20 protein-coding genes are annotated in these 23,538 nt (G+C 62.0%); 7 read left to right on the forward strand and 13 right to left on the reverse strand.

The features are described 5' to 3' along the window. Nucleotides 1–106 precede the first annotated feature (106 nt). The 5 genes from accC to BLW80_RS13730 all read right to left on the reverse strand — a co-directional run bounded on the left by accC (nt 107) and on the right by BLW80_RS13730 (nt 3,795). Nucleotides 107–1,459: an acetyl-CoA carboxylase biotin carboxylase subunit gene (gene accC / locus BLW80_RS13710; protein ID WP_089264107.1), complete on the reverse strand. Its 1,353-nt coding sequence runs from the start codon at nt 1,457–1,459 to the stop codon at nt 107–109. Between the two features lie 30 nt (nt 1,460–1,489). Further along, nucleotides 1,490–1,984, reverse strand: coding sequence for an acetyl-CoA carboxylase biotin carboxyl carrier protein (gene accB / locus BLW80_RS13715; protein ID WP_093758392.1), 495 nt, complete (start codon nt 1,982–1,984; stop codon nt 1,490–1,492). Between the two features lie 51 nt (nt 1,985–2,035). Next, nucleotides 2,036–2,503: a type II 3-dehydroquinate dehydratase gene (gene aroQ / locus BLW80_RS13720; protein ID WP_093758393.1), complete on the reverse strand. Its 468-nt coding sequence runs from the start codon at nt 2,501–2,503 to the stop codon at nt 2,036–2,038. A gap of 288 nt (nt 2,504–2,791) precedes the next feature. Next, on the reverse strand, nt 2,792–3,475 hold the full coding sequence (locus BLW80_RS13725; protein ID WP_093758394.1) for a DUF1236 domain-containing protein: 684 nt from the start codon (nt 3,473–3,475) through the stop codon (nt 2,792–2,794). 113 nt (nt 3,476–3,588) lie between these two features. Continuing rightward, nucleotides 3,589–3,795 carry a DUF6894 family protein gene (locus BLW80_RS13730; RefSeq protein ID WP_089264111.1) on the reverse strand — a complete coding sequence of 69 codons (207 nt, stop codon included), beginning with the start codon at nt 3,793–3,795 and terminating at the stop codon, nt 3,589–3,591. Between the two features lie 134 nt (nt 3,796–3,929). On the opposite strand from BLW80_RS13730, the gene BLW80_RS30285 reads away from it, so the two are divergent. Both BLW80_RS30285 and BLW80_RS13735 read left to right on the forward strand, forming a co-directional pair. Next, entirely contained in the window at nt 3,930–4,097 is a 168-nt protein-coding gene (locus tag BLW80_RS30285) for a hypothetical protein (RefSeq protein WP_170849662.1), read from the forward strand. 141 nt (nt 4,098–4,238) lie between these two features. Next, entirely contained in the window at nt 4,239–6,263 is a 2,025-nt protein-coding gene (locus BLW80_RS13735; protein ID WP_093758395.1) for a pyrroloquinoline quinone-dependent dehydrogenase, read from the forward strand. Nucleotide 6,264: 1 nt separating this feature from the next. Here BLW80_RS13735 and BLW80_RS13740 read toward each other — a convergent pair whose 3' ends face one another. The 3 genes from BLW80_RS13740 to BLW80_RS13750 all read right to left on the reverse strand — a co-directional run bounded on the left by BLW80_RS13740 (nt 6,265) and on the right by BLW80_RS13750 (nt 9,546). Continuing rightward, nucleotides 6,265–7,173: a cation diffusion facilitator family transporter gene (locus BLW80_RS13740; RefSeq protein WP_093758396.1), complete on the reverse strand. Its 909-nt coding sequence runs from the start codon at nt 7,171–7,173 to the stop codon at nt 6,265–6,267. A 197-nt stretch (nt 7,174–7,370) separates the two neighbouring features. Beyond that, a complete protein-coding gene (locus BLW80_RS13745; RefSeq protein ID WP_093758397.1) occupies nt 7,371–8,153 on the reverse strand; it encodes a DsbA family protein in 783 nt (260 codons plus the stop codon). Nucleotides 8,154–8,286: 133 nt separating this feature from the next. Next, on the reverse strand, nt 8,287–9,546 hold the full coding sequence (locus BLW80_RS13750) for a GGDEF domain-containing protein (protein WP_093759078.1): 1,260 nt from the start codon (nt 9,544–9,546) through the stop codon (nt 8,287–8,289). A gap of 319 nt (nt 9,547–9,865) precedes the next feature. On the opposite strand from BLW80_RS13750, the gene BLW80_RS13755 reads away from it, so the two are divergent. Next, nucleotides 9,866–10,879: an adenylate/guanylate cyclase domain-containing protein gene (locus tag BLW80_RS13755; protein WP_093759079.1), complete on the forward strand. Its 1,014-nt coding sequence runs from the start codon at nt 9,866–9,868 to the stop codon at nt 10,877–10,879. A gap of 111 nt (nt 10,880–10,990) precedes the next feature. Further along, nucleotides 10,991–12,118 carry a patatin-like phospholipase family protein gene (locus BLW80_RS13760; RefSeq protein WP_093758398.1) on the forward strand — a complete coding sequence of 376 codons (1,128 nt, stop codon included), beginning with the start codon at nt 10,991–10,993 and terminating at the stop codon, nt 12,116–12,118. Nucleotides 12,119–12,358: 240 nt separating this feature from the next. Here BLW80_RS13760 and BLW80_RS13765 read toward each other — a convergent pair whose 3' ends face one another. The 4 genes from BLW80_RS13765 to BLW80_RS13780 all read right to left on the reverse strand — a co-directional run bounded on the left by BLW80_RS13765 (nt 12,359) and on the right by BLW80_RS13780 (nt 16,824). Next, on the reverse strand, nt 12,359–13,618 hold the full coding sequence (locus tag BLW80_RS13765) for an ATP-binding protein (RefSeq protein ID WP_093758399.1): 1,260 nt from the start codon (nt 13,616–13,618) through the stop codon (nt 12,359–12,361). Continuing rightward, on the reverse strand, nt 13,615–14,340 hold the full coding sequence (locus BLW80_RS13770) for a response regulator (RefSeq protein WP_089264118.1): 726 nt from the start codon (nt 14,338–14,340) through the stop codon (nt 13,615–13,617). Before BLW80_RS13770 ends, BLW80_RS13765 begins: the two co-directional genes overlap by 4 nt. A 105-nt stretch (nt 14,341–14,445) precedes the next feature. After that, on the reverse strand, nt 14,446–15,294 hold the full coding sequence (locus BLW80_RS13775; protein ID WP_093758400.1) for a DUF3313 family protein: 849 nt from the start codon (nt 15,292–15,294) through the stop codon (nt 14,446–14,448). Nucleotides 15,295–15,408: 114 nt separating this feature from the next. Then, nucleotides 15,409–16,824 carry a M48 family metalloprotease gene (locus tag BLW80_RS13780; protein WP_093758401.1) on the reverse strand — a complete coding sequence of 472 codons (1,416 nt, stop codon included), beginning with the start codon at nt 16,822–16,824 and terminating at the stop codon, nt 15,409–15,411. Nucleotides 16,825–16,935: 111 nt separating this feature from the next. Here BLW80_RS13780 and BLW80_RS13785 point away from each other — a divergent pair, with 111 nt between their 5' ends. The 3 genes from BLW80_RS13785 to BLW80_RS13795 all read left to right on the forward strand — a co-directional run bounded on the left by BLW80_RS13785 (nt 16,936) and on the right by BLW80_RS13795 (nt 20,220). Next, nucleotides 16,936–18,138, forward strand: coding sequence for a pyridoxal phosphate-dependent aminotransferase (locus BLW80_RS13785; protein WP_093758402.1), 1,203 nt, complete (start codon nt 16,936–16,938; stop codon nt 18,136–18,138). Between the two features lie 11 nt (nt 18,139–18,149). Then, nucleotides 18,150–18,761, forward strand: a complete 612-nt coding sequence (locus tag BLW80_RS13790) for a biotin transporter BioY (protein ID WP_502688614.1) — start codon at nt 18,150–18,152, stop codon at nt 18,759–18,761. 118 nt (nt 18,762–18,879) lie between these two features. Beyond that, a complete protein-coding gene (locus BLW80_RS13795; protein ID WP_089264122.1) occupies nt 18,880–20,220 on the forward strand; it encodes a dicarboxylate/amino acid:cation symporter in 1,341 nt (446 codons plus the stop codon). A 75-nt stretch (nt 20,221–20,295) separates the two neighbouring features. On the opposite strand, the gene BLW80_RS13800 is transcribed toward BLW80_RS13795, so the two are convergent. Beyond that, nucleotides 20,296–23,478 carry an Rne/Rng family ribonuclease gene (locus BLW80_RS13800; RefSeq protein ID WP_093758404.1) on the reverse strand — a complete coding sequence of 1,061 codons (3,183 nt, stop codon included), beginning with the start codon at nt 23,476–23,478 and terminating at the stop codon, nt 20,296–20,298. Between the last annotated feature and the right edge of the window lie 60 nt (nt 23,479–23,538).

Raw genomic sequence — 23,538 nt, forward strand, 5'->3', positions numbered from 1 at the left:
CTTGGATTGCCGATTGGACTTCAATATGGCCCCCGCCGCCGGACGTCTCCCGGCAGCACAAAAAACGCGGATCGAGGCGATTGGTTCCAGACTGATCCCAAATGTTTCAGGTCTTGGGAGGCTTGCCCGCGAGATACTGTTCCAGCCAGTGGATGTGGTAGTCGCCCTCGATAATGTCGCTTTCCCGGGCCAGAGCCCGGAACAGCGGCAGGGTCGTCTCGACGCCGTCCACCACGATCTCGTCCAAGGCCCGGCGCAGCCGCATCAGGCATTCCGGCCGGTTCTTCCCGTGAACGATCAGCTTGCCCACCAGCGAGTCGTAATAGGGCGGGATCTTGTAACCCTGATAGACCGCGGAATCGATGCGCACGCCGAGGCCGCCGGGGGCGTGATACTGGGTGATCGTACCGGGCGAGGGCCGGAAGGTCTCCGGGTTCTCGGCATTGATGCGGCACTCAATGGAATGGCCGATGATGTTGACCTCTTCCTGGGTGCAGGGCAGGTCGCCGCCGGCGGCGATGCGGATCTGCTCCAGCACAAGATCGATGTCGGTAATCATCTCGGTGACGGGATGCTCGACCTGGATGCGGGTGTTCATTTCAATGAAATAGAACTCGCCATCCTCGTAGAGGAATTCGATGGTGCCGACGCCGAGATACTGCATGTCCTGCATCGCCTTGGCGCAGATGCCGCCGATCCTGGCGCGCGCTTCCGGTGACAGGATCGGCGAAGGGCCTTCTTCCCAGACTTTCTGGTGACGGCGCTGCAGCGAGCAATCGCGCTCGCCGAGATGCAGCGCGCCGCCGCGGCCATCGCCCAGCACCTGGATTTCGATGTGGCGCGGCTTCTGCAAGTACTTTTCGAGATAGACCGACGCGTCGCCGAACGCGGCCTTGGCCTCGTTCGAGGCAGTGGACAGCGCCATCAGCAGATCGGCTTCGGTCTGTGCGACCTTCATGCCGCGGCCGCCGCCGCCGGCGGCTGCCTTGACGAGGACCGGGAAGCCGATCTCGCGGGCGATGGCTATGGCATCGTCTTCGGGGCCGACGCCGCCGTCGGAGCCGGGCACCACGGGAATGCCAAGCCGCTTGGCGGTCTTCTTGGCTTCGATCTTGTCGCCCATCAGGCGGATGTGCTCGGCCTTGGGGCCGATGAACTTCAGATTATGGTCGGCGAGGATCTCGGCGAAGCGCGCATTCTCGGACAGGAAGCCGTAACCGGGATGCACCGCATCTGCGCCGGTGATTTCACAGGCGGCGAGCAGCGACGGGATGTTGAGGTAGCTGTCTTTCGACGCTGGCGGGCCGATGCACACGCTCTCGTCGGCGAGGCGCACATGCATGGCGTCGGCGTCCGCTGTTGAATGCACGGCCACGGTCGCGATGCCGAGCTCCTTGCAGGCCCGCAGGATGCGCAATGCGATCTCGCCGCGGTTGGCGATCAGGATTTTCTCGAACATGGCGTTCCGAAGTCAGAGGACGTTGTGGTGTTACTCGATGATGACCAGTGCTTCACCGTATTCGACCGGCGAGCCGTCTTCGATCAGGATCTGCGTTACGGTACCGGCCCGCGGCGCCGGGATCTGGTTCATGGTCTTCATCGCCTCGATGATGACCAGAGTCTGTCCGGCAGCAACCTTGGTGCCGACTTCGATGAAGGCCGGCTTGCCGGGCTCCGGGGCACGGTAGACGGTGCCGACCATCGGCGAGGGCACGGCGCCAGGATGCTTGGTCATGTCGGCGGCGGCCGGTGCGGCAGCAGCTGCGGCGACAGGCGCGGGTGCAGCAGCCGGGGCGGGCGCATAAGCCGGCACAGCGGCAGCAACGCTGATGTTACGCGCGACGCGCACGCGCAGTCCGGCGCGCTCGACCTCGATCTCGGTGAGGTTGGTTTCATCCAGCAGCAGCGCCAGTTCGCGGATCATGCCGCTATCGTTGCTGGCTTTCGGCGTTGCGGTCTGTGTGTCGTCAGGCTTGCGGGCCATGGGCAATCCAATGTCTGAAGTGAAAGACGAATAATGAGCGAGGCGGGCGCGTCACGCGATGGCGTTGGCACCGATTTTTGCGGCCAGGCCGCTGATGGCAAGGCGATAGCCTTCGATGCCGAAGCCGCAGAGGCTGGCAAAGGCTGCCTTGGCGATGAAAGAATGGTGGCGGAAGCTTTCGCGGGTGTAGACGTTGCTGACATGCACTTCCACGGTGGGAATGCGCACACCGACAATGGCGTCATGCAGGGCGATCGAGGTGTGCGAATAAGCGCCGCCATTGATCACGATGCCGGCCACGTGTTTCTCGCGGGCCTGATGGATATAGCCGATGAGCTCGCTCTCGCTATTGGACTGCCGGCAATCTGCGGTCAGGCCATATTGCGCGGCCGTGGTCACGCACAACTTCTCGACATCGGCCAGAGTTGCATGCCCATAGGTGTCCGGCTCGCGGATTCCCAGCAGGTTGAGGTTGGGGCCGTTGAGCACGTAGATGGTGTTGGTCGTGGTATTGGCCATCGGACATCCCGGGCAATCGCGATGGGCGCGGATGGGCGCCGTTCTGCGGGGGTTATAGGTAACCTGACTGCGGAGGGGAAGCCTCTAGACCCCCGGTTCCCCCAGCCAAATACCTCACCCAATTCATAAAAATCCCGATGGAACCTATGGAAAATGCTTATTAACCAAGGTTAAAGCCACTGGCGCCATTTCCGGCAATCTGCCGGATCACGACAGGGGCGGAGCGTCCCGGATAGCAAACGGGCGGACCCTTTCGAGCCCGCCCGGTGTCACATCAGATGCGCCGCCTTAGGCGTCGAGCACTGCGACGATCTCGAGTGTTCGCGGGTTCACGACGATGATCTCGTTGCGAACCAGGAAGAACTCATAGCCGCGCCAGTCCGGATAGACGGTGATGATCTCAGCCGGAAGCGGGTGGAAGCGAACCTCGCGCGGCACACGGGTGCCGACCGAGATCGAGAAGTTCACATTGGTCACCGGCTGGATATTTTGCTGCTTGATGACCGTGGTGACCTTGGTGCGCTGCTCGGTGGTCAGCTTGGCGCCCGCGCCGGCCTGACCGGTGGTCGTGGTCGACTTGGAATCGGCCTTCATGTCCTTGCCGGCTTTTCCGCTGTCACGGGTCGAGTCGGTCGTACGCTTGTCGTCACGCTGCATCTTGTCGTCGGACTGCGTCGACTTCACCGCCGGCTTCTGCTCGGACTTGTTGGTAGTGTCGGTCGCTTCGTCCTTGTTGACTGGTGCGTTGCGTTCGGCCGGCGCAGCACGATCGGCAGCCGCGCCGCCTGCGGGCGCGCTCGTTGCGCCGCTACGTGCAGCACCGCCCGCCGGCGCCTCACGGGTCATTCCGGCACCTCCGGCGCCGCCACCCGATGTTGCAGCTCCTGCGCCGCCGGGATTTTGCGCGCTAGCCAAACCCGAACCTGCAATCAGTGCAGCGGCGGCGACGCTCATCAATAAACGGTTGTTCATCTTGGTTCTCCTCGCGATGCATTGCCCGCCGTACAACGGCATCGGCGGAGGGATGTTCCTGAGAAAGTGTAGTTCCATTGCTTTTGTTATGCTTGAGTATACGTCACGCCGCGTCAGGGCTTGATCTTCGTCTTGTAGACTTCATCGCCGTTGTCATCGATGACGACGACCTTCCGGTCACAGTCGCCTGCGATATCAACTGCGATTTGATGAGCAATATTCTTGGCGACATCCCTGGCTTGCGTGTCGTCGCTACAATCCAGACCTACGGGGTCCTCAAGCCGGAAACCATCGACAATCTCGAAATGATATTTTGGCATTGCTCTTTCTCCTCCTCCGTAAAGGGCAATCCACCACCGTTGGGGATGTTCCTAAGTCGGAAATGGAATGAAGACGGTCTCAGCCGGAACCAAATGGCAGCACGTGCATTGCACCATCGAATAAGGAAAATGCGATGCCAGCCTTTGTGGAGATGATCGTTCAGAAGATTGCGGAAGCGGGGCCGATCGAGAATTCGGTGTCCGATTTCATCGCCGGCGTCCTGGAAAATACGGCAAACAAGCTATCACGCTTTGAGCAGCGCCCGGAGGACGGCGAAACGACAATCGAGAACATCGCGTAACTATCGCTGTAATATTGATCAGGTTTCAAAGAGGCCGGCTGTTACGCAGCCGGCCTCTTTACGATGCGTTCGACATGGACAGGGCGGCCTCAACGACTAACATCAGATCGTATCGGTCGGGATCTGCGGAGCTGTGCTTCGATGAGGAATTGGATTGGAGGAATCCTGGCGCTCGTAGTCCTGTCGGTAGCACCTGCTCTTGGATGGGAGCATTGGGGTAGCGACCGTGGTGGCTCTCGCTTTGCGCCGCTTGACCAGATCACCTCCGACAATGTCGGCCGCCTGATCGAGGCCTGGCGCTTCCAGACTGGCGATCTCCTGCGTCGCACACCTGCACAGATGGCACGCACCAAATTCGAAGCGACGCCCCTCCTGGTTGAAGACAGCCTCGTCTTCTGTACGCCATTCAACGAGGTGATTGCACTCGATCCCGCCAGCGGTCGGCAGAAGTGGCGTTTTGATGCGCGGGTCGCAGCGGATGTGCGTCCGGCCAATCGATGGGTGTGCCGCGGCGTTGCCTATTGGCGTGACGATCGCGCAGCATCTGGCGCTACTTGTCGCAGCCGCATCTTCATGGGTACCAACGATGCCCGTGTCATTGCGCTGGATACCGCGACCGGACTGCCATGTGCCGACTTCGGCGCGCAGGGTGAGGTCAAGCTCGACCCGGGAATGCCGCTTGATGGCCCCGGTGAATTTCAGATCACATCGCCGCCGGTGGTCGGGCGCGACGTCGTCGTGGTCGGTTCTGCACTCGCCGACAATCGGCGTGTGAGCGCGCCCAAGGGGACCGTCCGCGCGTTCGATGTGCGAAGCGGCGCGCCGCGATGGTCGTGGGATCCGCTGGTCCATGACGGTATCGAAGCCGGCCACGCCAATGTCTGGGCGCCGATGTCGGTGGATGACGAACGCGGATTGCTGTTCTTGCCGACGTCGTCACCCAGTCCGGATTTCTGGGGCGGCAAGCGGCCCGGTAACAATGCGCACGCCAATTCGGTCGTTGCGCTGAAGATCGACACGGGTGAACTGGTCTGGTCGTTCCAGACCGTGCATCACGATGTCTGGGACTACGACGTGCCGGCGCAGCCGACGCTGGCCCGTATCGATCTGGCAAGCGGTCCCCGCGATGTCGTCATCCAGGCCACCAAGCAGGGCTTTCTGTTTGTGCTGGATCGCAGCAGCGGCACGCCGATCTGGCCGGTGGAGGAGAGGGCCGTTCCGCAAGGCGGCGTTGAGGGCGAAGCGCTGTCGCCCTCTCAGCCCTTTCCCACGCATCTTCCGACGCTGGTGCCGCAACGCGTAACACCGGATGACGCCTTTGGCGTGACATTCTGGGATCGCGGCAAGTGCCGGGATGAACTGGCCAGTGGACGCAACGAAGGCCTCTACACGCCACCTGCGACGGGGGGCGGCACCTTGCTGTTTCCGATGACCGGTGGCGGCGTCAACTGGGGCGGTGTTGCCTTCGATCCCGTCAGGCAGGTGCTCTATGCCAATACGAGCCGCGCTGTGCATCGGGTGACGTTGATCCCACGCGCCGAGGCGCAGAACTACAGGCCGCCGGCCGGTGCCGATTTCGGCGCGCAGCGCGGTGCGCCCTTTGCCATGACGCGGGCGCTTGTGACGTCGCCGCTCGGCATGCCCTGCAACAAGCCGCCATGGGGCGCGATGGTTGCGGTGGACCTCAAGGCCGGCAAAGTGCTGTGGGAGTCGAAGGTCGGCACCAGCGAGGACACCGCGCCACTGGGGCTCGCACTGGCCACCGGCATGCCGCTGGTCAATGGTCTGCTGGCGACGCGCGGCGGCGTGATCTTCACCGGCGCGATGGACGCCTACCTGCGTGCGTATGATGCGAAGACCGGCGCCGAACTCTGGCAGGGGCGGCTACCGGTGCCGGGCGTCGCCAATCCGATGACTTACGCCGCGAATGGAGAGCAGTATGTGGTCATCGCCGCCGGCGGTCATTCGGAAGTAGGCACCTCGATCGGCGACAGCGTCGTGGCGTTTCGTCTTGCGCACGACGGAGAGGCGCCATCGCTGCGCTCGCTTTACATCGATCGTCCCGGCGGCCGGCTTCGCGCCGACGCGATCGTGCTGGGCGTGGTGCTCGTCCTGTCTCTTGCCTTTGTTCTAGCCTGGCGTGTTCGGCACAAAGCGCGGGCGTGACTTACACCCAGCGCTTGTCGGCGGTGAAATCCACCGTCAGCCAATAACCCGGGCTGAGGCCGCCCATGGCCAAAGCGATCTCGGCGCGGATGGCGTCAAGTTCGGCGAAGGTCTTGCTGATCTCGCCGGACGGTGCCACCAGCCCGATCTCGATGAATTGCTGGCGGCCGGAGCGCATCACATGCGAGCTGCAGTCGCTGAAGCCATGCTTGTGCGCGATCGATTGCGCGAGCTCGCGAACCTCCTCGTCGAGATCGCTCGGTGCGACCTGCAGGATGTCGCGGCCGGCATTCCAGATCGTCGAAAGCGGAAACGGCAGCAGGCAGATCGCAACCACCAGCAGGATCAGCGGATCGACCAGCGGTGCATAGGCCGCTGCTGGGGTCGTCGCCATCACCGCTCCGAGCAGGAAGCTGATGCAGACCGCCAGACTGAGGACACCGCCCATCAGCCAGGCACGGGCATCGATGTCGAGCAGTTGCGAGCCGTGTTCGCCGGCCGAGCGGCGGATATAGATGCTCATGCCGAAGCTGATGGCACCCGCCACCGCGGCGAAGATAGCGCCGGGGCCGAATTCGATGGCGCGACCGCCGGTGATCAGCCCGTTAAGGCCGTCGATGAAGGCATAGGCGCAAGCGAAGCTGAGCACCGAGCCGTTGATCAGCGCGAGGATCGGTTCAAGGTGCCAGTAGCCATACTGGAAGCGGTCGTCTTCGCCTCTGCTGATCAGTCTTGCGGTCAGCAATGCAACGCCGGTCATGGCTGCGTCGATCAACGTGTAAAAACCGTCGAAGGCGATGGCGCGCGAACTGATGGCGAGCCCGAAAGCGATGCTGGCAAATGAAATGAGAAGCGTGACGTAAATCGAAATCTTCAGGAGCCGCTGCTCCTGTTTGGTATCGGTCAACATTGGGAACTTAGGCGGGGTGTCCGCTGCATCCTTTTACCGTTGGGGATAGGTTACCCTATCACAGATGGCGTTCAGCCGCTTTGACCGCTACCGCAAGATAAATAAAAAACCGGCTGCGATGCAGCCGGTTTGTCATATTTCCGAGATGTTCGTGTCGGCGCGGGCGACGGTATGAATCACTCTGCCGGAGTCTGGATTTACGAACAGAGCGCCTTGCCGCAGCGGGCCTGGTTGATCTTCTCCTTCAGCGCGTCTGCGCCGACGGCACCGATGATCACCTGCTTGCCGATGACGTAGCTCGGCGTGCCGTTCATGCCCATGGATTCCGCGAGCTTGAAGTTCTCTTCGATGGTCGCGCGCACTTCCGGGCTCGCCATGTCCTTTTCCAGTCTGGCGACGTCGAGACCTGCTTCCTTGGCCGCTGCCAAGGCGCGGGCCTTGTCGGCCTGACCGCGGCCGCTCAACAGCTTCTGGTGGAAGTCGAGATACTTCTTGCCGGTCGGGTCCTGCATGCGCACGGCGACAGCAACCTGGGCGGCTTCAACCGAGCCGGGCCCGAGCACCGGGAATTCCTTCAGCACGACCTTGAGCTTCGGATCGTTCTTCATGATGCCGACCATGTCGTCCATGGCGCGCTTGCAGTAGCCGCAATTGTAATCGAAGAACTCGACGAAGGTGACGTCGCCATCCTTGTTGCCGACGACGACGCCGCGTGGCGAGTTGAAGATGGTGTTTGCGTTCGCGGCGATCGCAGCCTGGTGCTTCTCGGCTTCGGCCTGGGCCTGACGCTTGGTGAGTTCGGCAGAAACCTCTTCGAGGATTTCCGGATGGGTGATCAGATAGTCCTTGATGATCTTCTGGATCTCGCCGCGCTGGGCGTCATTGAACGTCTGCGCCGATGCGACCGCGGGCGCGCCACACAGCGCGAGGGCCAAAGCCAGGGCCGGGCCGGCGGAGGCGAGAAAACGGAACGAAGGCATGGGCAAATTATCCTTTGGAAAAGGCCGAGTCAGAAAGCCACGTGTCATTCGGGAAGCTGCTTAGCATTTTGGGGGCGAAATACGCGTTATTTGTGAAGGCGTTCACGCGCAATTCATCCTGGCGCCGCAGGTCTCAGAAGCCGGAATGGTGGTGATCCGGCCCGGTCATTGCAGTGAGGGCATGCGGTGCCGGCAAGGGAGCGCTTCCGATCTCGTCATCGAAGATCGGTGCCAGCGGTGGTGCGGGCTCATAGAGCACGACCCGGTTCTTGCCGCTGTGTTTGGCCTGATACAGGGCGTGATCGGCAGCCGCCATCAATCGCTCTGGGGAGGCGATGAGGTCGGGGGACCACTGCGCGACGCCGATGGAGGCGGATAGAGTCCTCACTGTGTGTCCGGCATTGCCAAATTGTCGCGGGCAGGCCGCCAGCACGCGCCGCGCGATCTCGCCTGCCTGCTGCAGGTCGGTGTCGGGCAACACGATGCAGAACTCGTCGCCGCCGCATCGGGCCAGCGTATCGCCGGGGCGCAACTGATCTTGCGCTGCTTGGGCGAATTGCCTCAGGCAGTCGTCGCCGGCGCTGTGACCGAAGCCATCATTGACCGCCTTGAAGCCGTCGAGGTCGATCGCCAGCAGTGCGTATGGGCGTGCGGTCCGCCGCGCCATCGCACATTCCTCGTCCATCCGCTGCAACAGGCGGCGGCGATTGCCAGCGCCGGTCAGATCGTCGATCAGCGCCAGTTCGGCTGCGTCGCCGCGCAGGCGGTCGATCGCCATCATCAGCAGTCCGTAATTCCATGTCATGGCGAGGAATGCCGCCACCAGCATGAAGCCGGCCTGTACCGCATCGACCGTCACCATGGTCGTCTCGCTGCCGCCCAGATGAAGCAGCGCGGCGATCGCGCGGCAGGCAAAAGCAACAAGCAAGAGAATCGAGAGGTAGCCGGCCATCCGTGCGCCGTGATTGCTGCGCCGATGATCGCGCGACAGTAGCAGCGGTAGCGTCAGCGCCACGGGAACGCCCTGGCTCAGCGAGTAGACGACAACGCGCATCGCATAATCGTCGATGACCAGTCTGAAGAACATGAAGCCGGCGAGGCTCGCGGAAATTACCAGGGCGGTGGCGATCCAGGATGTAGGCCTGTCGTAAAAGCGGCGGATACCGACCTCTGACAGACAGTAAGCGAGAACTGTCATCTGCGCGGCGAACAGCAGGCCGACGGGATTGGGAAACAGCAGGCCGAGAGCAGGGCCGATCGACGCGCTCAGTGAAGCGGCGCTCCAGTAGCGGGCCGGGACGAAGTTCGGATAGCAGCGTGCGACATAGGCCCAGACGAGACCTGATGACAGGAAGTTGGCGAGCGTGAACCAGAAGATGGTCGTCGTGCTCATTGCCGCCGGCCCCACGTGCGTGTGACGCCGCTGTGTGCGGTTTCGTGCTCCGATGGCTGCATTGGTCTCCCCGCCGGACGCGATGAGCGCATCCATTTTCACTAAATGCAGCGAGTTCCGTTAACGGAACCTGACCGCTGCCGGCGAGAAGCTTGGGGTGGTTGTAAAAGGATGAAGATCATATCGGCGTGGACGGCAGCGCTCGGCGAGGCCACGCATCGGTCTGCTGGCGGGCAACCTTTGCCATCGGCCCGTGTCAGCCCTCCCTCGGACGATCTGATATACCCCCCTCCCGTCGGCTGTGCCGGTGGGAGGGACCATGAACGCCAGGCTTGAACGGAAACTAAGGGTCCTCACGACGATTATGGCCGCTGGCGCCGCCGCCGGCGTGGCGTTCAGTGCCACCCACGATCTGCCCATTCTGCCCGGGCTCGTGATCGGATTGGTGATCAGCACGGTTCTGGGCGGCTTCGAAATCATGGTGGCCGATGGTCCGATCCGGATCTGGCTGAGCGGTCGCTCGTTCACCGCCAACCTCCTGATCAAGAGCGCGTTCTACGCCGTCGTGATTTTGGCCGTGCAATGGTTTCGGCTTGCGGATGTGCTGATCGGGCGGACGGTCGAGATCGCGGAGGATACGTTCTGGTCGAGCCTGGTCTATTCGGTCGTCGTCTCCATCGTCGTCAATCTGGCTTTGGCAATCACCAATCTCGTCGGCGGACGCGCTTTGTTGAACTTCTTCACCGGGCGCTATCACACGCCGGTCGAGGAAGAGCGTTTCGTCCTGTTCGTGGATATTGCGGGCTCGACCAGCCTGGCCGAGCAACTTGGTGGCGTCGGTATCCACCGTTTCCTCGATCGGACCTTTCGCCTGCTATCGCTTCCGGTTGTCGACTATCGCGGCGAGGTACTTGCCTATGTCGGCGACGAGATGATCGTGACCTGGACGAAGCGGGACGGTGCGGTCGATTGCCGTCCGTTGCGCTGCTTCATCGCCATGCGCGACGAATTGGCACGCAAAGCGGGGCAGTTTGAACGTGAGTTTGGCGCAGCGCCCCGCATTCGCGGTAGCCTGCATTTCGGGCCGGTGATCATCGGCGAAATCGGCGACGTCAAACGTGCGATTGTCTTCAATGGCGACGTCATGAACACCGCCTCGCGGCTGGAAGAGCTCAGTCGTGGTGTAGAGGGCGGTTTTGTCGCATCGAAGGCGGCGATGGATTGCTTTGCCTCGGCACCGCCATTCACGGTCAGTGCACTCGGTCATCTTCCCATTCGTGGACGTGTGGATGGAATTGTCGCATTCGGTTTGCAGCCGCCGCGCGAAACATAATGAAATAAACGCGCAAACAAATGGCAAATCAACCGTGCAAGAGTTTCCGGACATGGAAACCCGCATGGCCCAGTTTTCAAGATTCACTTTGATCGTTGCAGAGCTCGCGTGATGCCTCGCGCGACGCTTACCATTATTTGCACGGCGCTGCTGCTGTCGGCCTGTGCGTCGCTGCCGCGCGCGCCGCTGATCGCAAGCGCGCGCGCGACGATCCCGCAGATTCCGTTGGCCAGGATATCGCCCGACGAAGGCTATCGCATCTTCGCGGGATCGCGGCGCGGTGCCGCACCGCTCACCATCCTTGCCTTGTCCGGCGGCGGCGCTGACGGCTCCTATGGCGCAGGATTCCTGAAAGGCTGGTCCGACTCCGGGCTGCGCCCCGATTTCGATATCGTCACTGGCTCCAGCGTCGGCGCCCTGATTGCGCCATTTGCGTTTCTCGGCCCGGGCTATGACGGCCGTCTCGAAGCGATCTTCACCAGCGGCGCTACTGAAAATCTGATGCGTATCGCGGGGATCAACGCCGTTGTTGGATCGGGCGTCTTCAAGGCGGGACCGATGAAAGACCTCATCTCAAAATATGCCGATGATCGGATCATCGATGCGGTCGGCGCACGGTATCGCAAGGGCAAGATGCTCATCGTGGCCACCACGAACCTCGACACCCAAGGGACGACGCTCTGGAATATGGGGGAGATCGCAAGCAGCGATAGTCCTGGCCGCTACGAGTTGTTCCGGAATGTTCTCGCTGCGTCAGCCGCTATCCCCGGGATTTTCCCGCCGGCCTTGATCGCCGTCGAGTCCGGCGGAAACATGTATTCCGAGATGCATGTCGATGGCGGCGTGACATCGAATATTCTGGCTGTGCCGGAAAGCGTGTTGACGGCCCATGCGGGATCGCTGGCTACGAAGTCTCGGGTCTTCGTGATCGTTAACGGCAAGCTGTCGCCCGACGCTTCCTATACGTCGGATCTGACGCTTCCGATCGTGGCGCGCTCGTTTCAGACCTCGGTGAAGGCCAATACGCGCAATGCGATGATCGCGACATACGATTTCTGCAAACGCAACAACTGGGATTTCAAAGCAACGGCCATCGACGCGGGCAAGCTCACCACGAGCGATCCAACCAATTTCGATACCGATTATATGAAAGAGCTCTATGCCTACGGTCGTGCCAGGGGCGGTTCGGCGAGTGGATTTCAATCCAACCTGGAAGGGTTGAGGGGGCAGGGTAGCTAGATGTGTCGCATCGCTCCAACAGCGTCCTGGGAACGCGCCCGAATACGGATATCCGTTCGGCGCCTCTGGTCTCGCACAAAAGACTTCGCATTCCTGAGCGTGGAGGTTGCGTATTATCCGTTGCTCGTCTTCGGGATCGCGATGATCCTGTGGTCCGGCTGAACAGGTGTTGCTTACGAAGGATCATTCTTCAGTGATGGTCTGCAGCGGCACCGTGTGGTCGCACGGCGAGCGCGTCGTTCAGGCTGCGACCGATGATACGTTTGCGATATCGATCTCGATGGAAAGCGTCTGCCTTAACCCGTGAGGCTGCCGGTTCTCGATTCCGAGCGTGCCACCCTGCCGCTCGACAATTTCCTTGGCGATGGCTAGGCCGAGCCCGGCGCCGGGAATGGACTGGCGGCGGGCTGGATCGACGCGAAAGAACGGTTCGAAGGCACTTGCCAGGAATTGTTCGGGAATGCCGGGACCGTTGTCATCGATCAGGACGACAGCGCGGCGATCGCGAACTCTCAGGCTTACGATGGCGCCGCCGCCATGGGTTGCAGCATTGATGATGAGATTGCGCAGGGCGCGCTTGAGTGCGAGAGGCGAGATCTTGACGATGCTGTGATCGAGTCCGGCAATTGTCACCCGCATCTTGATCAGGGTGAGTTCGGCGCAAACGTCCCCGACGAGTTCGTCTAGTCTGACGTGCTCGGTGCCTTTTCCGACGGTCTCTTCCCGAACGAGCTGGATGGCGCTGTCGGCAATGTGATCCATTTCATCGAGGTCATGCAGCCACTCCTCACGCTCTCGTTCGTTGAGAAATTCGGCGCGCAGACGCATGCGTGTCATGGGTGTCCGCAAATCGTGCCCTGCGGCAGCCACAAGTCTGATCTTGCTGTCCATCGCTTTTTTCAGACTTGCGCCCATCATGTTCAGTGCCTGAGCGGTTGCCTTGATTTCGATAGACCCTTCTTCTTTGAGCACGGGCAGCACGCCGTTCTTGCCAACGGACATCGCCATGCTCTGCAGCAATTTAAGCTGGTTCGTCGTCTGATGGGCGACCGTAAGAGCAACCCCGATGACGCCAACCGTGATCAGTACCATCCAGCCGGCGAGGCCCCACCACACTTCAGGAGGCGGCGCGTGCTCGCGTATGGGCCAGCTCAGCCAGCCGGGGCCCATCTTGATGGACGCCCATCGTTGGCCATCCGGCGTTTGCTTGACGAAAATGTCGAAATTGGCTTGCGATTTTTGAAATGCTTCCTGCAGAAGCTTGGTCGGCGCTTCCAGAAGCTTTCCCTCGATGGGCGCCGGCTGAAGATGAAAGACTGCATCGTTTCCGCGAAAGGTGATGCTGTTGGAAAATGCAGCGACGCGAGACGTCAATCCGTCACGAAAATCCTTTTCGACCAGCCCGAGTATCATTTGCGACATCACGGCGCTGGCCAGGATCACCACACAAAGGACCGAGCCCACCAGCATCAAGGAAAATCGAATGCGTATGGAGTTCATGTGTCTGCACCGATCGTTTCAACGCGTGCCGAGAAAATGTAACCGCCGTTGCGCACGGTTTTGATCAACTGGAAATCATCATTGTCGCCAAGCTTCTTGCGCAACCGGCTCATCAACACGTCGATCGAGCGATCGAACACGTCGTCGGAGCTGCGGTTCGTCAGTTCGATCAGTTGATCACGCGAGAGCAGGCGGCCCGGCCGTCTGACCAGCACGAGCAACAGTTCGAATTCAGCTGTCGTGAGATCGAACGGCTGCCCGTTTTCGTCCAGCAACTGCCGCGCGCCGGGATGGAGTTTAAATCTGCCGAAGTGATGTTCGAGTACCTGGGAGAGCTGGATATCCTGCGTCACCTTGCGGCGAAGCACCGCGCGGATGCGGGCGAGCAACTCGCGCGGATTGAACGGTTTGCCGAGATAGTCGTCCGCGCCGATTTCGAGACCGATGATCCGGTCGACATCCTCCTTCAGCGCCGTCAACAGGATGACGGGTATCTCAGAGCCCTCCCGCCGAAGATCGCGGCAGATATCGAGCCCCGACCCATCGGGGAGCAGGACATCGAGAACGATCAGGCTGACCTCGTTGGTCTGCAGCGCTTCCTTCATCGTTCGCTGGTCGGAGGCGATGGATACGCGGTAGCCTTGTTCGGTCAGATAGCGTCCCAGCAGTTTTCGTATGGCAAGATCGTCATCGACGATGAGGATGTGAGACATGGTCTGCATTGGGCGGCATCCGGCTCCAGGCGGTTGTTCGTTCAACGTGACTGCTGATGTCGTAGCATAGCTGTCTTGGGCGGAGGGACGGTAATCACTGTCATGCATGTCCGGTCATTCCGTCACCGGCATCGCGTCGTCGTTCCACTCGGGAGGTGCTCCCATTTTCCCGCCGATGAAGGCGGAAACGCCGGTGCGCCCGAAAGCGTCGCAGGCGGCGTATTTGGGCTTCCCCCCAAAGGCCGAGTTCACGCGCTGCATACTGGGCGCGGACAACTTCTTGTCGAATGGGTTTTCGCCGGTAGTCAGAAGCTTGCTGAAATCTGCGCCGAACTCGCCTGCCAGATCGTAAGCGTCCCCGGACGCGGCGACGCGCGGTGTGCTCGTCAACATGTCGGCATCGCGGGCCCAGACGAACGCGGCTTTCTGCTGGCCTTGTACGTCGCGGGCTTCCGCCTCGACCGACAGGCCGCCCATACCGTACGGGATTCTGGGCACGACGATGGGAAAGCCTGCACTGATGAACATAGGTGCGGCGGAGGCAACCTTGGCGGCCCCCGCGACATTCGGATCGGTGACGGTCACACGCGTCACGGTGACATGCACCGTCAGGTCGGCGGGTTGCCCGGATGGGACCACATTGAAGCGGTCGCTCAGTCCGATACAGACGGAACGGTCGACAGCATTCGCGATGACGCGACGTTGCTTGTCGGTGAGGGCGGCTCGAGATGCGGCATGAGAGAAGGACGTGGGTATGATGCTGACACTCCTGGCCGCCAGGACACCGGCCTTGTCGACGCGCATCTTGGATTTGGTAGTGATGCCGTCGGCCGGCGCGAGGTCGTTATACGAAGCGAGAGACCCTGATGTCTCCAACTGCGCCGTGGCGCATCCAGCGACAGTTGCTGTCAGAGCGTGCAGGCATATCAGTTTCAACACGTGGTTGATGGCGTTCGCGCGCATAGAGATGTCCCCCAATAGTCAGGGACACTGCGTACGGAGACAAATTGTCAGCCACATTGCGAAAGATTACGGATCGGCCGCCATTTGTTTCAGAACATTGCAGAGGGAGGCGCGCTAGTTCTTCCCCGGCATTTTCGCGGCGATGATGTCATCGGCCTTCACCCAGCCGGGCGTGCCCACGGCAAACCGGGCCTTGGCGCGCGAGGCAAGATCGCGGGCAGTCTTGTTGTCGCCGCGCAGGAAGGCCGCCTGGGCCGAGGCCAGGTCGGCCTCTGCGAGTTCGCCCTTGCGGCCATAGGCCATGGCTAGCTGCATGTAGCCGACGGGCGCTTCACTCTCACGCGCCACAGCAGTGCGCAGGATGCGGATCGCCTCGTCGGTATAGGCCTTGTTGTCGGAGGCGACGAGCGCCTGGCCGAGCATCATCTCGATCAGTGGCGCGTTGTTGGAGAGCTGCACCGCGCGGCGCAGCGGCGCGATCGCCTCATTGGGCTTGCCGCCTTCGAGCAGCGCCTGGCCGCGTAACTCGTAGAAATATGGATTGTTAGGCTGCGCCTTGATCAGCGCATCGATCTGCTCGACAGCCACGCGCAGATCGCCATGGCGATAGGTGGCGATGGCACGGGCATATTGCGCGGGCAGGCTGGTGTCGGATGGCGGATAGCGCCGCAGCACCGTGTCGCGCTGCTCCATGAAACCGGCGGTCTTGGCGCGCATCAACTCGTGGCGCAGCATCAGCGCCGGATCGTCCTTCTTGTCCCAATAGGGACTCGACTTCGCAAGCTCCTCGAGGGCGGCAACGCGCTCCCGGGGCATCGGATGCGACATCATATACGGGTCGCTTCCGCGTGCTGCGAACAGGCTGTCGGTGCCGAAGCGCTGGAACGTCTCGTACATGCCCTTGGACGACTGGCCGGTCTGGTTCAGGAATTTGACGCCGGCGCGATCGGCGTTTTCTTCCTGCTGCCGCTGATAGGACAGCATCGTATTCATCATCATCGCTTGCGGCGCGGCGACCGCTGCGGCGCCGATATTGCCGGCAGCACCATTGGAGTTACCGCCGCGCGCTCCGGCCGCCATGGCGCCGACGCCGAGCAGCATCGCCACGATCATCTGGGTCTGCGCCTGCGCCATGCGCTCGCGCAGCTTTGACAGATGGCCGCCGGCGAGATGGCCGGTTTCGTGGGCGAGCACGCCGATCAGCTGGTTCGGCGTCTGTGACTGCATCAGCGCGCCGTGATTGACGAAGATGCGGCGACCGTCAGCGACAAAGGCATTGAAGCTGGCGTTGTTGATGATGACGACCTGGATGTTTTGCTTTTCCAGGCCCGCAGCGCGCAGGATCGGGCGCGTATAGTCACGCAGCAGCTGTTCGATCTCGGCGTCGCGCAGCAGGCGCGGAGCGTCGCCTTGCTGCGCATGGGCGGCCATTGGCGTCAGCGTCAATGCCGCCGCGGTCAGCAGCGTGGTCAGCTTCGAGAACAATCGAGATGCAGCCCTTTTAGGCTGCAGCTGCAGGTCTTTCATCATTGGCCGAGGTTCGGATTCGATATAAGCCCTAACAAGTCAAATATTGCGGCGGGAGCGCGGCGTTGCTCCCATGCCGTAACGTGCATAACGCCGCGCAGATAGCAGATTTCCATGCCAGATACGATCCTCAAAACCCGGGCACACAGCCTTCTTGCGGCGTCCGGACGCAGCGATGTTCCCCCGTTCATGGTGATGGATGTGATGGCCGCCGCGGCGCGGATCGAGGCCGCTGGCGGGCATGTGATTCACATGGAAGTCGGGCAGCCGGCAGCGCCCGCGCCGAAGGTGGCCATCGAGGCTGCACAGGCCGCACTGGCGCACGGGCGGATCGAATATACCGCTGCGCTTGGCACCCCGTCGCTGCGCGCGCGGATCTCCAGGCATTATCGCGACGTCTATGGCTGTACGGTCGATCCGGAGCAGATCGTGGTGACTACCGGCTCCTCCGGCGCGTTCATCCTGTCCTTCCTGGCCCTGTTCGAGCCCGGCGACCGCGTCGCCGTCACCGTGCCTGGCTATCCGCCGTATCGGCATATTCTGACTGCGCTGGGCTGCGAGCCGGTGCTGATCGAAACCCATGCCGACAAGCGGCACGCTCTGACCGCCGAGGATCTGCTCGCCGCGCATCGCGAAAAGCCGCTGAAGGGCGTGCTGGTCGCGAGTCCGGCCAATCCTACGGGCACCATGATGTCGCGCGAAGCGCTGACCAGCCTGATCCACGCGGCCGATGACGCCGGCATCCGCTTCATCTCGGATGAGATCTATCATGGGCTCGATTATGCATTTCCGGCCGTGACCGCAGCCGAGCTGTCGCCGAACGCGCTGGTGATCAATTCCTTCTCGAAATACTTTTGTATGACCGGGTGGCGCGTCGGCTGGATGGTCGTGCCGAAACCGCTGGTGCGGTCCATGGAACGGCTGCAGCAGAACCTGTCGATCTCGGTGCCGACACTGTCGCAGATCGCGGCGGAAGCAGCCTTCGACGGCCATGCGCAGATGGAAGACATCAAGCATGGCTATCAGGAGAACCGCCGCATCCTGACCGCAGGATTGCCGCAAGCCGGCCTCACGGACTTCCTGCCGGCCGATGGCGCCTTCTATCTCTATGCAGACGTGTCGAAATTCACGTCGGACAGCTTCGATTTCGCCAAGCAGATGCTGGAACAGGCGCATGTCGCCGCAACACCCGGCAGCGACTTCGATCCGATCCATGGCAAGTCCTATATTCGCTTTTCGTATGCGAGCTCGACCGAGGACATGCATGAGGCGGTCGCGCGGATCAGCAAATGGCTCGGGCAGGGTGGTCCGAAGTGAGCGAGCCCATCTTGTCGGATGCATCCACCGCGAACGCGCGTCGTGTCCCCATCGCCGACGTGTGGTGGCCGGCCCGCCGCAAAGGCTTCGCCGTCGTACGGCGTGCCATAGTGCTGGCGGCGTTTGGAGTCGCGTTGTTGGCGGTTTCGGCGAAGATTAGTCTGCCACTGCCCTATGTGCCGATGACCCTGCAGACGCTCGTCGTTTTGATGGTTGGCGCCGTCTATGGCTGGCGCCTCGGCACGTTGACGATCATCGCCTATCTCGCCGTCGGCGCATTGGGATTGCCGGTGTTCGCCGGGCCCGTTGGCGGTCTCAAACCGCTCACGGGGGCCACGGCCGGCTTCCTGTCGGGCTTTGTCGTTGCTGCGTTCATCACGGGCTGGTTCAGCGAACGCGGATGGGATCGCTCGATGGTCCGCCTGTTCGTTGCCATGGCCATCGGCCACATCGTGATCATGGCCATGGGCTTTGCCTGGCTGGCTTACGGTATCAAGCTCGGCGCCGAGAAAGCCTGGTTGGTCGGCGTCATGCCGTTCCTGGCGGGGGCATTAGTGAAGAACACATTGGGCGCGATCCTGGTGCCCGTCCTGCGCGGAATGGTTGATCGCCGGTATCGCTGAACGCTCGGCGCGATATTTGTTCGTTAATCGCCCAAGTAATTCCGCGTGGCGGCTTGCAAGAGGCCGCCCATGTGACTAATGACCGCGGCAGTAAAAATGCTCAGGGAGTTGAAGCGGAATGTCTGCGGTAACGGCAACGGCGGGTCCGGGAGTGGCCGCTCCGGTCAAAAAGCCCTGGTACAAGGTTCTCTATATTCAGGTGCTGATCGCCATCGTGATCGGTGTGCTGGTCGGGTGGCTGGAGCCTCAGTTCGCCACCAATGAATGGATCAAGGCGCTCGGCGACGGCTTCATCAAGCTGATCAAGATGGTGATCGCGCCGATCATCTTCTGTACCGTGGTGTCTGGCATTGCACATATCCAGGACGCCAAGAAGGTTGGCCGCGTCGGCATCAAGGCGCTGGTCTATTTCGAGATCGTCTCAACCTTCGCGCTGATCCTCGGCCTTGTGATGGGCAACCTGTTCCAGGTCGGCCATGGTCTGGTGACCAAGACCGAAGGTAGCGCAGGCGCAGTCGCCAATTACGTCAAGCAGGCTGAAGCAACGAAGTCGGTCGATTTCGTGCTCAACATCATTCCCGACAGTGTCGTTGGCGCCTTCGCCAAGGGCGACATCCTGCAGGTGCTGTTGTTCGCGATCCTGTTCGGTTTTGCGCTGATGGCGCTGGGCGAGCGTGGCCACAGGTTGCGCGACATGATTGATGAGACGTCGCATGCCGTGTTCGGCGTGATCGCCATTGTCATGAAGGCAGCCCCCCTCGGCGCATTCGGCGCGATGGCCTACACCATTGGCAAGTTCGGCCCGGCGGCGCTCACCAACTTGCTGAGCCTGATCGTGCTGTTCTACGCGACCGCAGCGCTGTTCGTGGTGGTCGTGCTCGGCATCATTGCCCGCATCGTCGGCTTCAACATCTTCAAGTTCATCGTCTACATCAAGGATGAGCTTTTGATCGTGCTCGGCACTTCTTCGTCGGAAAGCGCGTTGCCGCAGCTGATGGAGAAGCTGCAGCGTCTGGGCTGTTCGAAGTCGGTCGTCGGCCTCGTGGTGCCGACCGGCTATTCGTTCAACCTCGACGGCACCAACATCTACATGACCCTGGCGACGCTGTTCATCGCCCAGGCGCTCGGTGTGGATCTGTCGTTCGGCCAGCAGGTGACTATCCTGATCGTGGCGATGCTGACCTCCAAGGGCGCTTCGGGCGTCACCGGCGCCGGTTTCATCACGCTGGCAGCCACGCTGTCGGTGGTTGATCCGCGTCTGGTGCCCGGCATGGCGATCGTGTTCTCGATCGACAAGTTCATGAGCGAGGTGCGCGCTCTGACCAACATCACGGGCAACGGCATTGCTACGGTGTTCGTGTCGTGGTGGGAAGGCGAGCTTGATCACGACACGATGCACGCCAATCTCAACAAGACCATCGATCCATCGGATGTCGAAACGGCAATCACCACGGACTGATCCGCAGGAGATCGCAGCACTAAAAAAGCCGCCCGGTTTTGCCGGGCGGCTTTTCGTTGTTGCGTTGGAAGGCGCTTAGTCGCTGCCGAGGACGCGTGACCACCAGCCGGCTTTGCGCGGCTGGGCTTCGACCGCAGGAGCCGGTGCAGCGGCTGGAGCAGGTGCCGGCTCCGGGGCTGTAGCGACAGGCGCTGCCGCGGGCTGTGGCTCCGGAGACGTCGAACCGAAGTTGACCTTCTCGCGCACCGTCGAGCGACGACGTGCTGCAGCCTTGTCATCTTCCTGCGGTGCCGCGGCTTCCTGCACGGGGGGAGGTCCTGCGACAGGAGCAGGGGCAGCCGGCGCCGGCTCAGGCGCTGCCGGAGCGAACATCGGCACGGCGTTGTGACGGCTCTGTTCGGCCTCTGGCTGTGGTGCGGCATAGGACGTCACGGCGTCCGGAGCTGCGTGCTGGTGCGGCTGTGCGTCGTTACGCGTGTCCTGACCTTCGAGATCGGCCACGGCATCGCTGGCTTCCGAGGTCTGCGTCGGTCCGAGTTCATCGGAGATCGATCCGGCCAGACCTTCGTCGTTACCACCACGCCGGCGGCGTCCGCCGCGACGGCCACGGCGACGCGGGCGACGCTCGCCATCGGCCGGCTGATCGGCACGGGCCTCACGAGGCTGATCGTCGGCCTCGTCGTCTTCGCCTTCGCTGTCGTCGCCAACGGTTTCGACGTTACCTTCAACCGCGCCTTCAGCGGCGTTCTGGAGATCGCCGCCCTCGCGACCGGGAGCGCCGCCTTCGCGGGTTTCACCGGAGCGACCGCGACGGCGCCGACGGCGCTTGCGCTTGCGGCCATCGCCGTCTGCATCGCCGGTGGCGCTTTCACCCGAGGTCTCGTCGTCGGTGAGACCTTCGGTCTCCTCGGTTTCGATTTCGGCTTCCGTCTCGAACAGGTCTTCGTCGTCGAAGGGTTCTTCTTCCAGCGGCGGCGGGAAGGCCGCAACCTGAGCCGCGAGAAGCGCCTTGGCGGCTTCCAGCGTATGGACCTGTTCGCCGCGGTCGATCACGAAGGACTGCTGACCGCTGACATTCGGATCGGCGATGACGGCGAGCGTCACCTTGAAGCTATTTTCGAGATCGCGCAGATGGCCACGTTTGTGGTTCAGCACATAGAGCGCGACATCGGTGCGGGTGCGCACGATCAGGTTATGCGTGGCGCCCTTCATAAGGGTCTCTTCGAGGCCGCGCAGCAACTGCAGGGCCACCGACGACACCGAACGAACGTGACCGCTGCCGCCGCAATGCGGGCAGATATCCGTGGAGCTTTCCAGCACGCTGGCGCGGATGCGCTGGCGCGACATTTCGAGCAGGCCGAAATGCGAGATGCGGCCGACCTGGATGCGCGCGCGATCCTGCCGCAGGCAGTCGCTCATCTTGCGTTCGACAGCGCGGTTGTTGCGCTTCTCGTCCATGTCGATGAAGTCGATCACGATCAGGCCGGCGAGATCGCGCAGGCGGAGCTGACGCGCCACTTCCTCGGCCGCTTCGAGATTGGTTTTCAGCGCGGTATCTTCGATGTGGTGCTCGCGGGTCGAACGGCCCGAGTTCACGTCGATCGAAACCAAGGCTTCGGTCTGGTTGATGACGATATAGCCACCGGAGCGCAGTTGCACGGTCGGCGAGAACATTGCGTCCAACTGGCTCTCGACGCCCATGCGCGAGAACAGGGGCTGGCCGTCGCGATACTGCTTCACCGCGCGCACATTGCTCGGCATCAGCATGTGCATGAAATCGCGCGCTTCCTGGTAGCCGGCTTCGCCCGCAACCTGGATTTCGTCGATTTCCTTGTTGTAGAGGTCGCGCAGCGAACGCTTGATCAGCGAGCCTTCCTCATAGACGAGGGTCGGGGCCTGCGACTTTAGCGTCATGTCGCGGACGGTTTCCCACATCCGGATCAGGTATTCGAAATCGCGCTTGATTTCCGGCTTGGTGCGCGAGGCACCGGCGGTGCGCAGGATGATCCCCATGCCTTCCGGCACGTCGAGGTCCGACACCACTTCCTTGAGACGCGAACGATCCTGTGCCGAAGTGATCTTGCGCGAGATGCCGCCGCCACGGGCAGTGTTCGGCATCAGCACGGCGTAACGGCCGGCAAGCGACAGGTAGGTGGTCAGTGCAGCGCCCTTGTTGCCGCGCTCTTCCTTGACGACCTGCACCAGCATGACCTGGCGGCGCTTGATGACTTCCTGGATCTTGTACTGGCGACGCGGACGGAAGGCGCGCTCCGGGACTTCCTCGAGAACGTCGTCACCGCCGACGGATTCGACCTGATCCTCTTCGGCTTCTTCCTCGCCGTCGTCTTCGTCTTCCTCGTCGTCGTGTTCGTCGCTGTCAGCGGCAGCGGTGTGCTCGCCCTCGGCACGCTCTTCGTGGTGAACGTCCTCGGCATGCGCCGCGTTCTCTTCGGCGTGAGCGGCCTGAATCTGTTCGTCATGCGCGTGATCATCATGCGCCTCGGCGGCGACTGGCGCCGGCGTCTCCGCAACGGCTTCGACCGGAGCAGGCGAGAAGCCTGCCGAAACAGGCTGTTCGGTCACAGGCTCGGATGCAACGACCTCTGACACGAGGACCTCGGGAGCCACAGCTTCGGCAGCGACGCTCTCGGACGCGACCGGTGCGGCGGCATGATCGTGATGATCATGGTCGTGCGCATGATCGCCTTCGGCGTGCTCATGCGCGTGGGTGTGCTCGTGACCGTCATGGTCATGATGGTCGTGATCGGCAGCGTGGTGTCCGTCATCATGGGTATGGCTGTGGACCTCGAAGGCCGGATCGCGCGGCTGTTCGGCCTGCGACGGATCGATCGCCGTCGTATCGACGACATCGCTCTGCACCCGCTCGCCACGGTCGCGGCGACGGGAGTTGCGATGACGCGAGCGCTTACGGTTGGAGCGGTTTTCGGTCTCTTCCTCAGCTTCGCGATGGGCCCGTTCATCCGCCTCGATCAGCGCCTGACGGTCGGCGACCGGGATCTGATAGTAGTCCGGATGGATTTCGCTGAAAGCGAGAAAGCCGTGGCGGTTGCCACCGTATTCGATGAAGGCGGCCTGCAGCGATGGTTCGACGCGCGTGACCTTGGCGAGGTAGATATTGCCGCGGAGCTGCTTGCGCTGCGCAGTCTCGAAATCAAACTCTTCGACGCGATTGCCGCGAACCACGACGACCCGGGTCTCTTCCGGGTGAGTCGCATCGATCAACATTTTGTTTGGCATTTGGAAGCTCATGGAGGCGGACGGCGTGCGTGGCGGCAAGCGCGTATCGCGCAGCCGGGT

Source organism: Tardiphaga sp. OK245 (genome assembly GCF_900108575.1).
Lineage (GTDB): Bacteria > Pseudomonadota > Alphaproteobacteria > Rhizobiales > Xanthobacteraceae > Tardiphaga > Tardiphaga robiniae.

What these genes read in the sequence shown, in the direction of transcription:
- accB (WP_093758392.1), bottom strand. Translation starts at nt 1,984, where the DNA reads ATGGCCCGCAAGCCTGACGACACACAGACCGCAACGCCGAAAGCCAGC.
- BLW80_RS13755 (WP_093759079.1), top strand. Translation starts at nt 9,866, where the DNA reads ATGAACGCCAGGCTTGAACGGAAACTAAGGGTCCTCACGACGATTATG.
- accC (WP_089264107.1), bottom strand. Translation starts at nt 1,459, where the DNA reads ATGTTCGAGAAAATCCTGATCGCCAACCGCGGCGAGATCGCATTGCGC.
- BLW80_RS13745 (WP_093758397.1), bottom strand. Translation starts at nt 8,153, where the DNA reads ATGCCTTCGTTCCGTTTTCTCGCCTCCGCCGGCCCGGCCCTGGCTTTG.
- BLW80_RS13795 (WP_089264122.1), top strand. Translation starts at nt 18,880, where the DNA reads ATGTCTGCGGTAACGGCAACGGCGGGTCCGGGAGTGGCCGCTCCGGTC.
- BLW80_RS13725 (WP_093758394.1), bottom strand. Translation starts at nt 3,475, where the DNA reads ATGAACAACCGTTTATTGATGAGCGTCGCCGCCGCTGCACTGATTGCA.
- BLW80_RS13780 (WP_093758401.1), bottom strand. Translation starts at nt 16,824, where the DNA reads ATGATGAAAGACCTGCAGCTGCAGCCTAAAAGGGCTGCATCTCGATTG.
- BLW80_RS13775 (WP_093758400.1), bottom strand. Translation starts at nt 15,294, where the DNA reads ATGCGCGCGAACGCCATCAACCACGTGTTGAAACTGATATGCCTGCAC.
- BLW80_RS13760 (WP_093758398.1), top strand. Translation starts at nt 10,991, where the DNA reads ATGCCTCGCGCGACGCTTACCATTATTTGCACGGCGCTGCTGCTGTCG.
- BLW80_RS13740 (WP_093758396.1), bottom strand. Translation starts at nt 7,173, where the DNA reads ATGTTGACCGATACCAAACAGGAGCAGCGGCTCCTGAAGATTTCGATT.
- BLW80_RS13750 (WP_093759078.1), bottom strand. Translation starts at nt 9,546, where the DNA reads ATGAGCACGACGACCATCTTCTGGTTCACGCTCGCCAACTTCCTGTCA.
- BLW80_RS13735 (WP_093758395.1), top strand. Translation starts at nt 4,239, where the DNA reads ATGAGGAATTGGATTGGAGGAATCCTGGCGCTCGTAGTCCTGTCGGTA.
- BLW80_RS13800 (WP_093758404.1), bottom strand. Translation starts at nt 23,478, where the DNA reads ATGCCAAACAAAATGTTGATCGATGCGACTCACCCGGAAGAGACCCGG.
- BLW80_RS13770 (WP_089264118.1), bottom strand. Translation starts at nt 14,340, where the DNA reads ATGCAGACCATGTCTCACATCCTCATCGTCGATGACGATCTTGCCATA.
- aroQ (WP_093758393.1), bottom strand. Translation starts at nt 2,503, where the DNA reads ATGGCCAATACCACGACCAACACCATCTACGTGCTCAACGGCCCCAAC.
- BLW80_RS13785 (WP_093758402.1), top strand. Translation starts at nt 16,936, where the DNA reads ATGCCAGATACGATCCTCAAAACCCGGGCACACAGCCTTCTTGCGGCG.
- BLW80_RS30285 (WP_170849662.1), top strand. Translation starts at nt 3,930, where the DNA reads ATGCCAGCCTTTGTGGAGATGATCGTTCAGAAGATTGCGGAAGCGGGG.
- BLW80_RS13765 (WP_093758399.1), bottom strand. Translation starts at nt 13,618, where the DNA reads ATGAACTCCATACGCATTCGATTTTCCTTGATGCTGGTGGGCTCGGTC.
- BLW80_RS13730 (WP_089264111.1), bottom strand. Translation starts at nt 3,795, where the DNA reads ATGCCAAAATATCATTTCGAGATTGTCGATGGTTTCCGGCTTGAGGAC.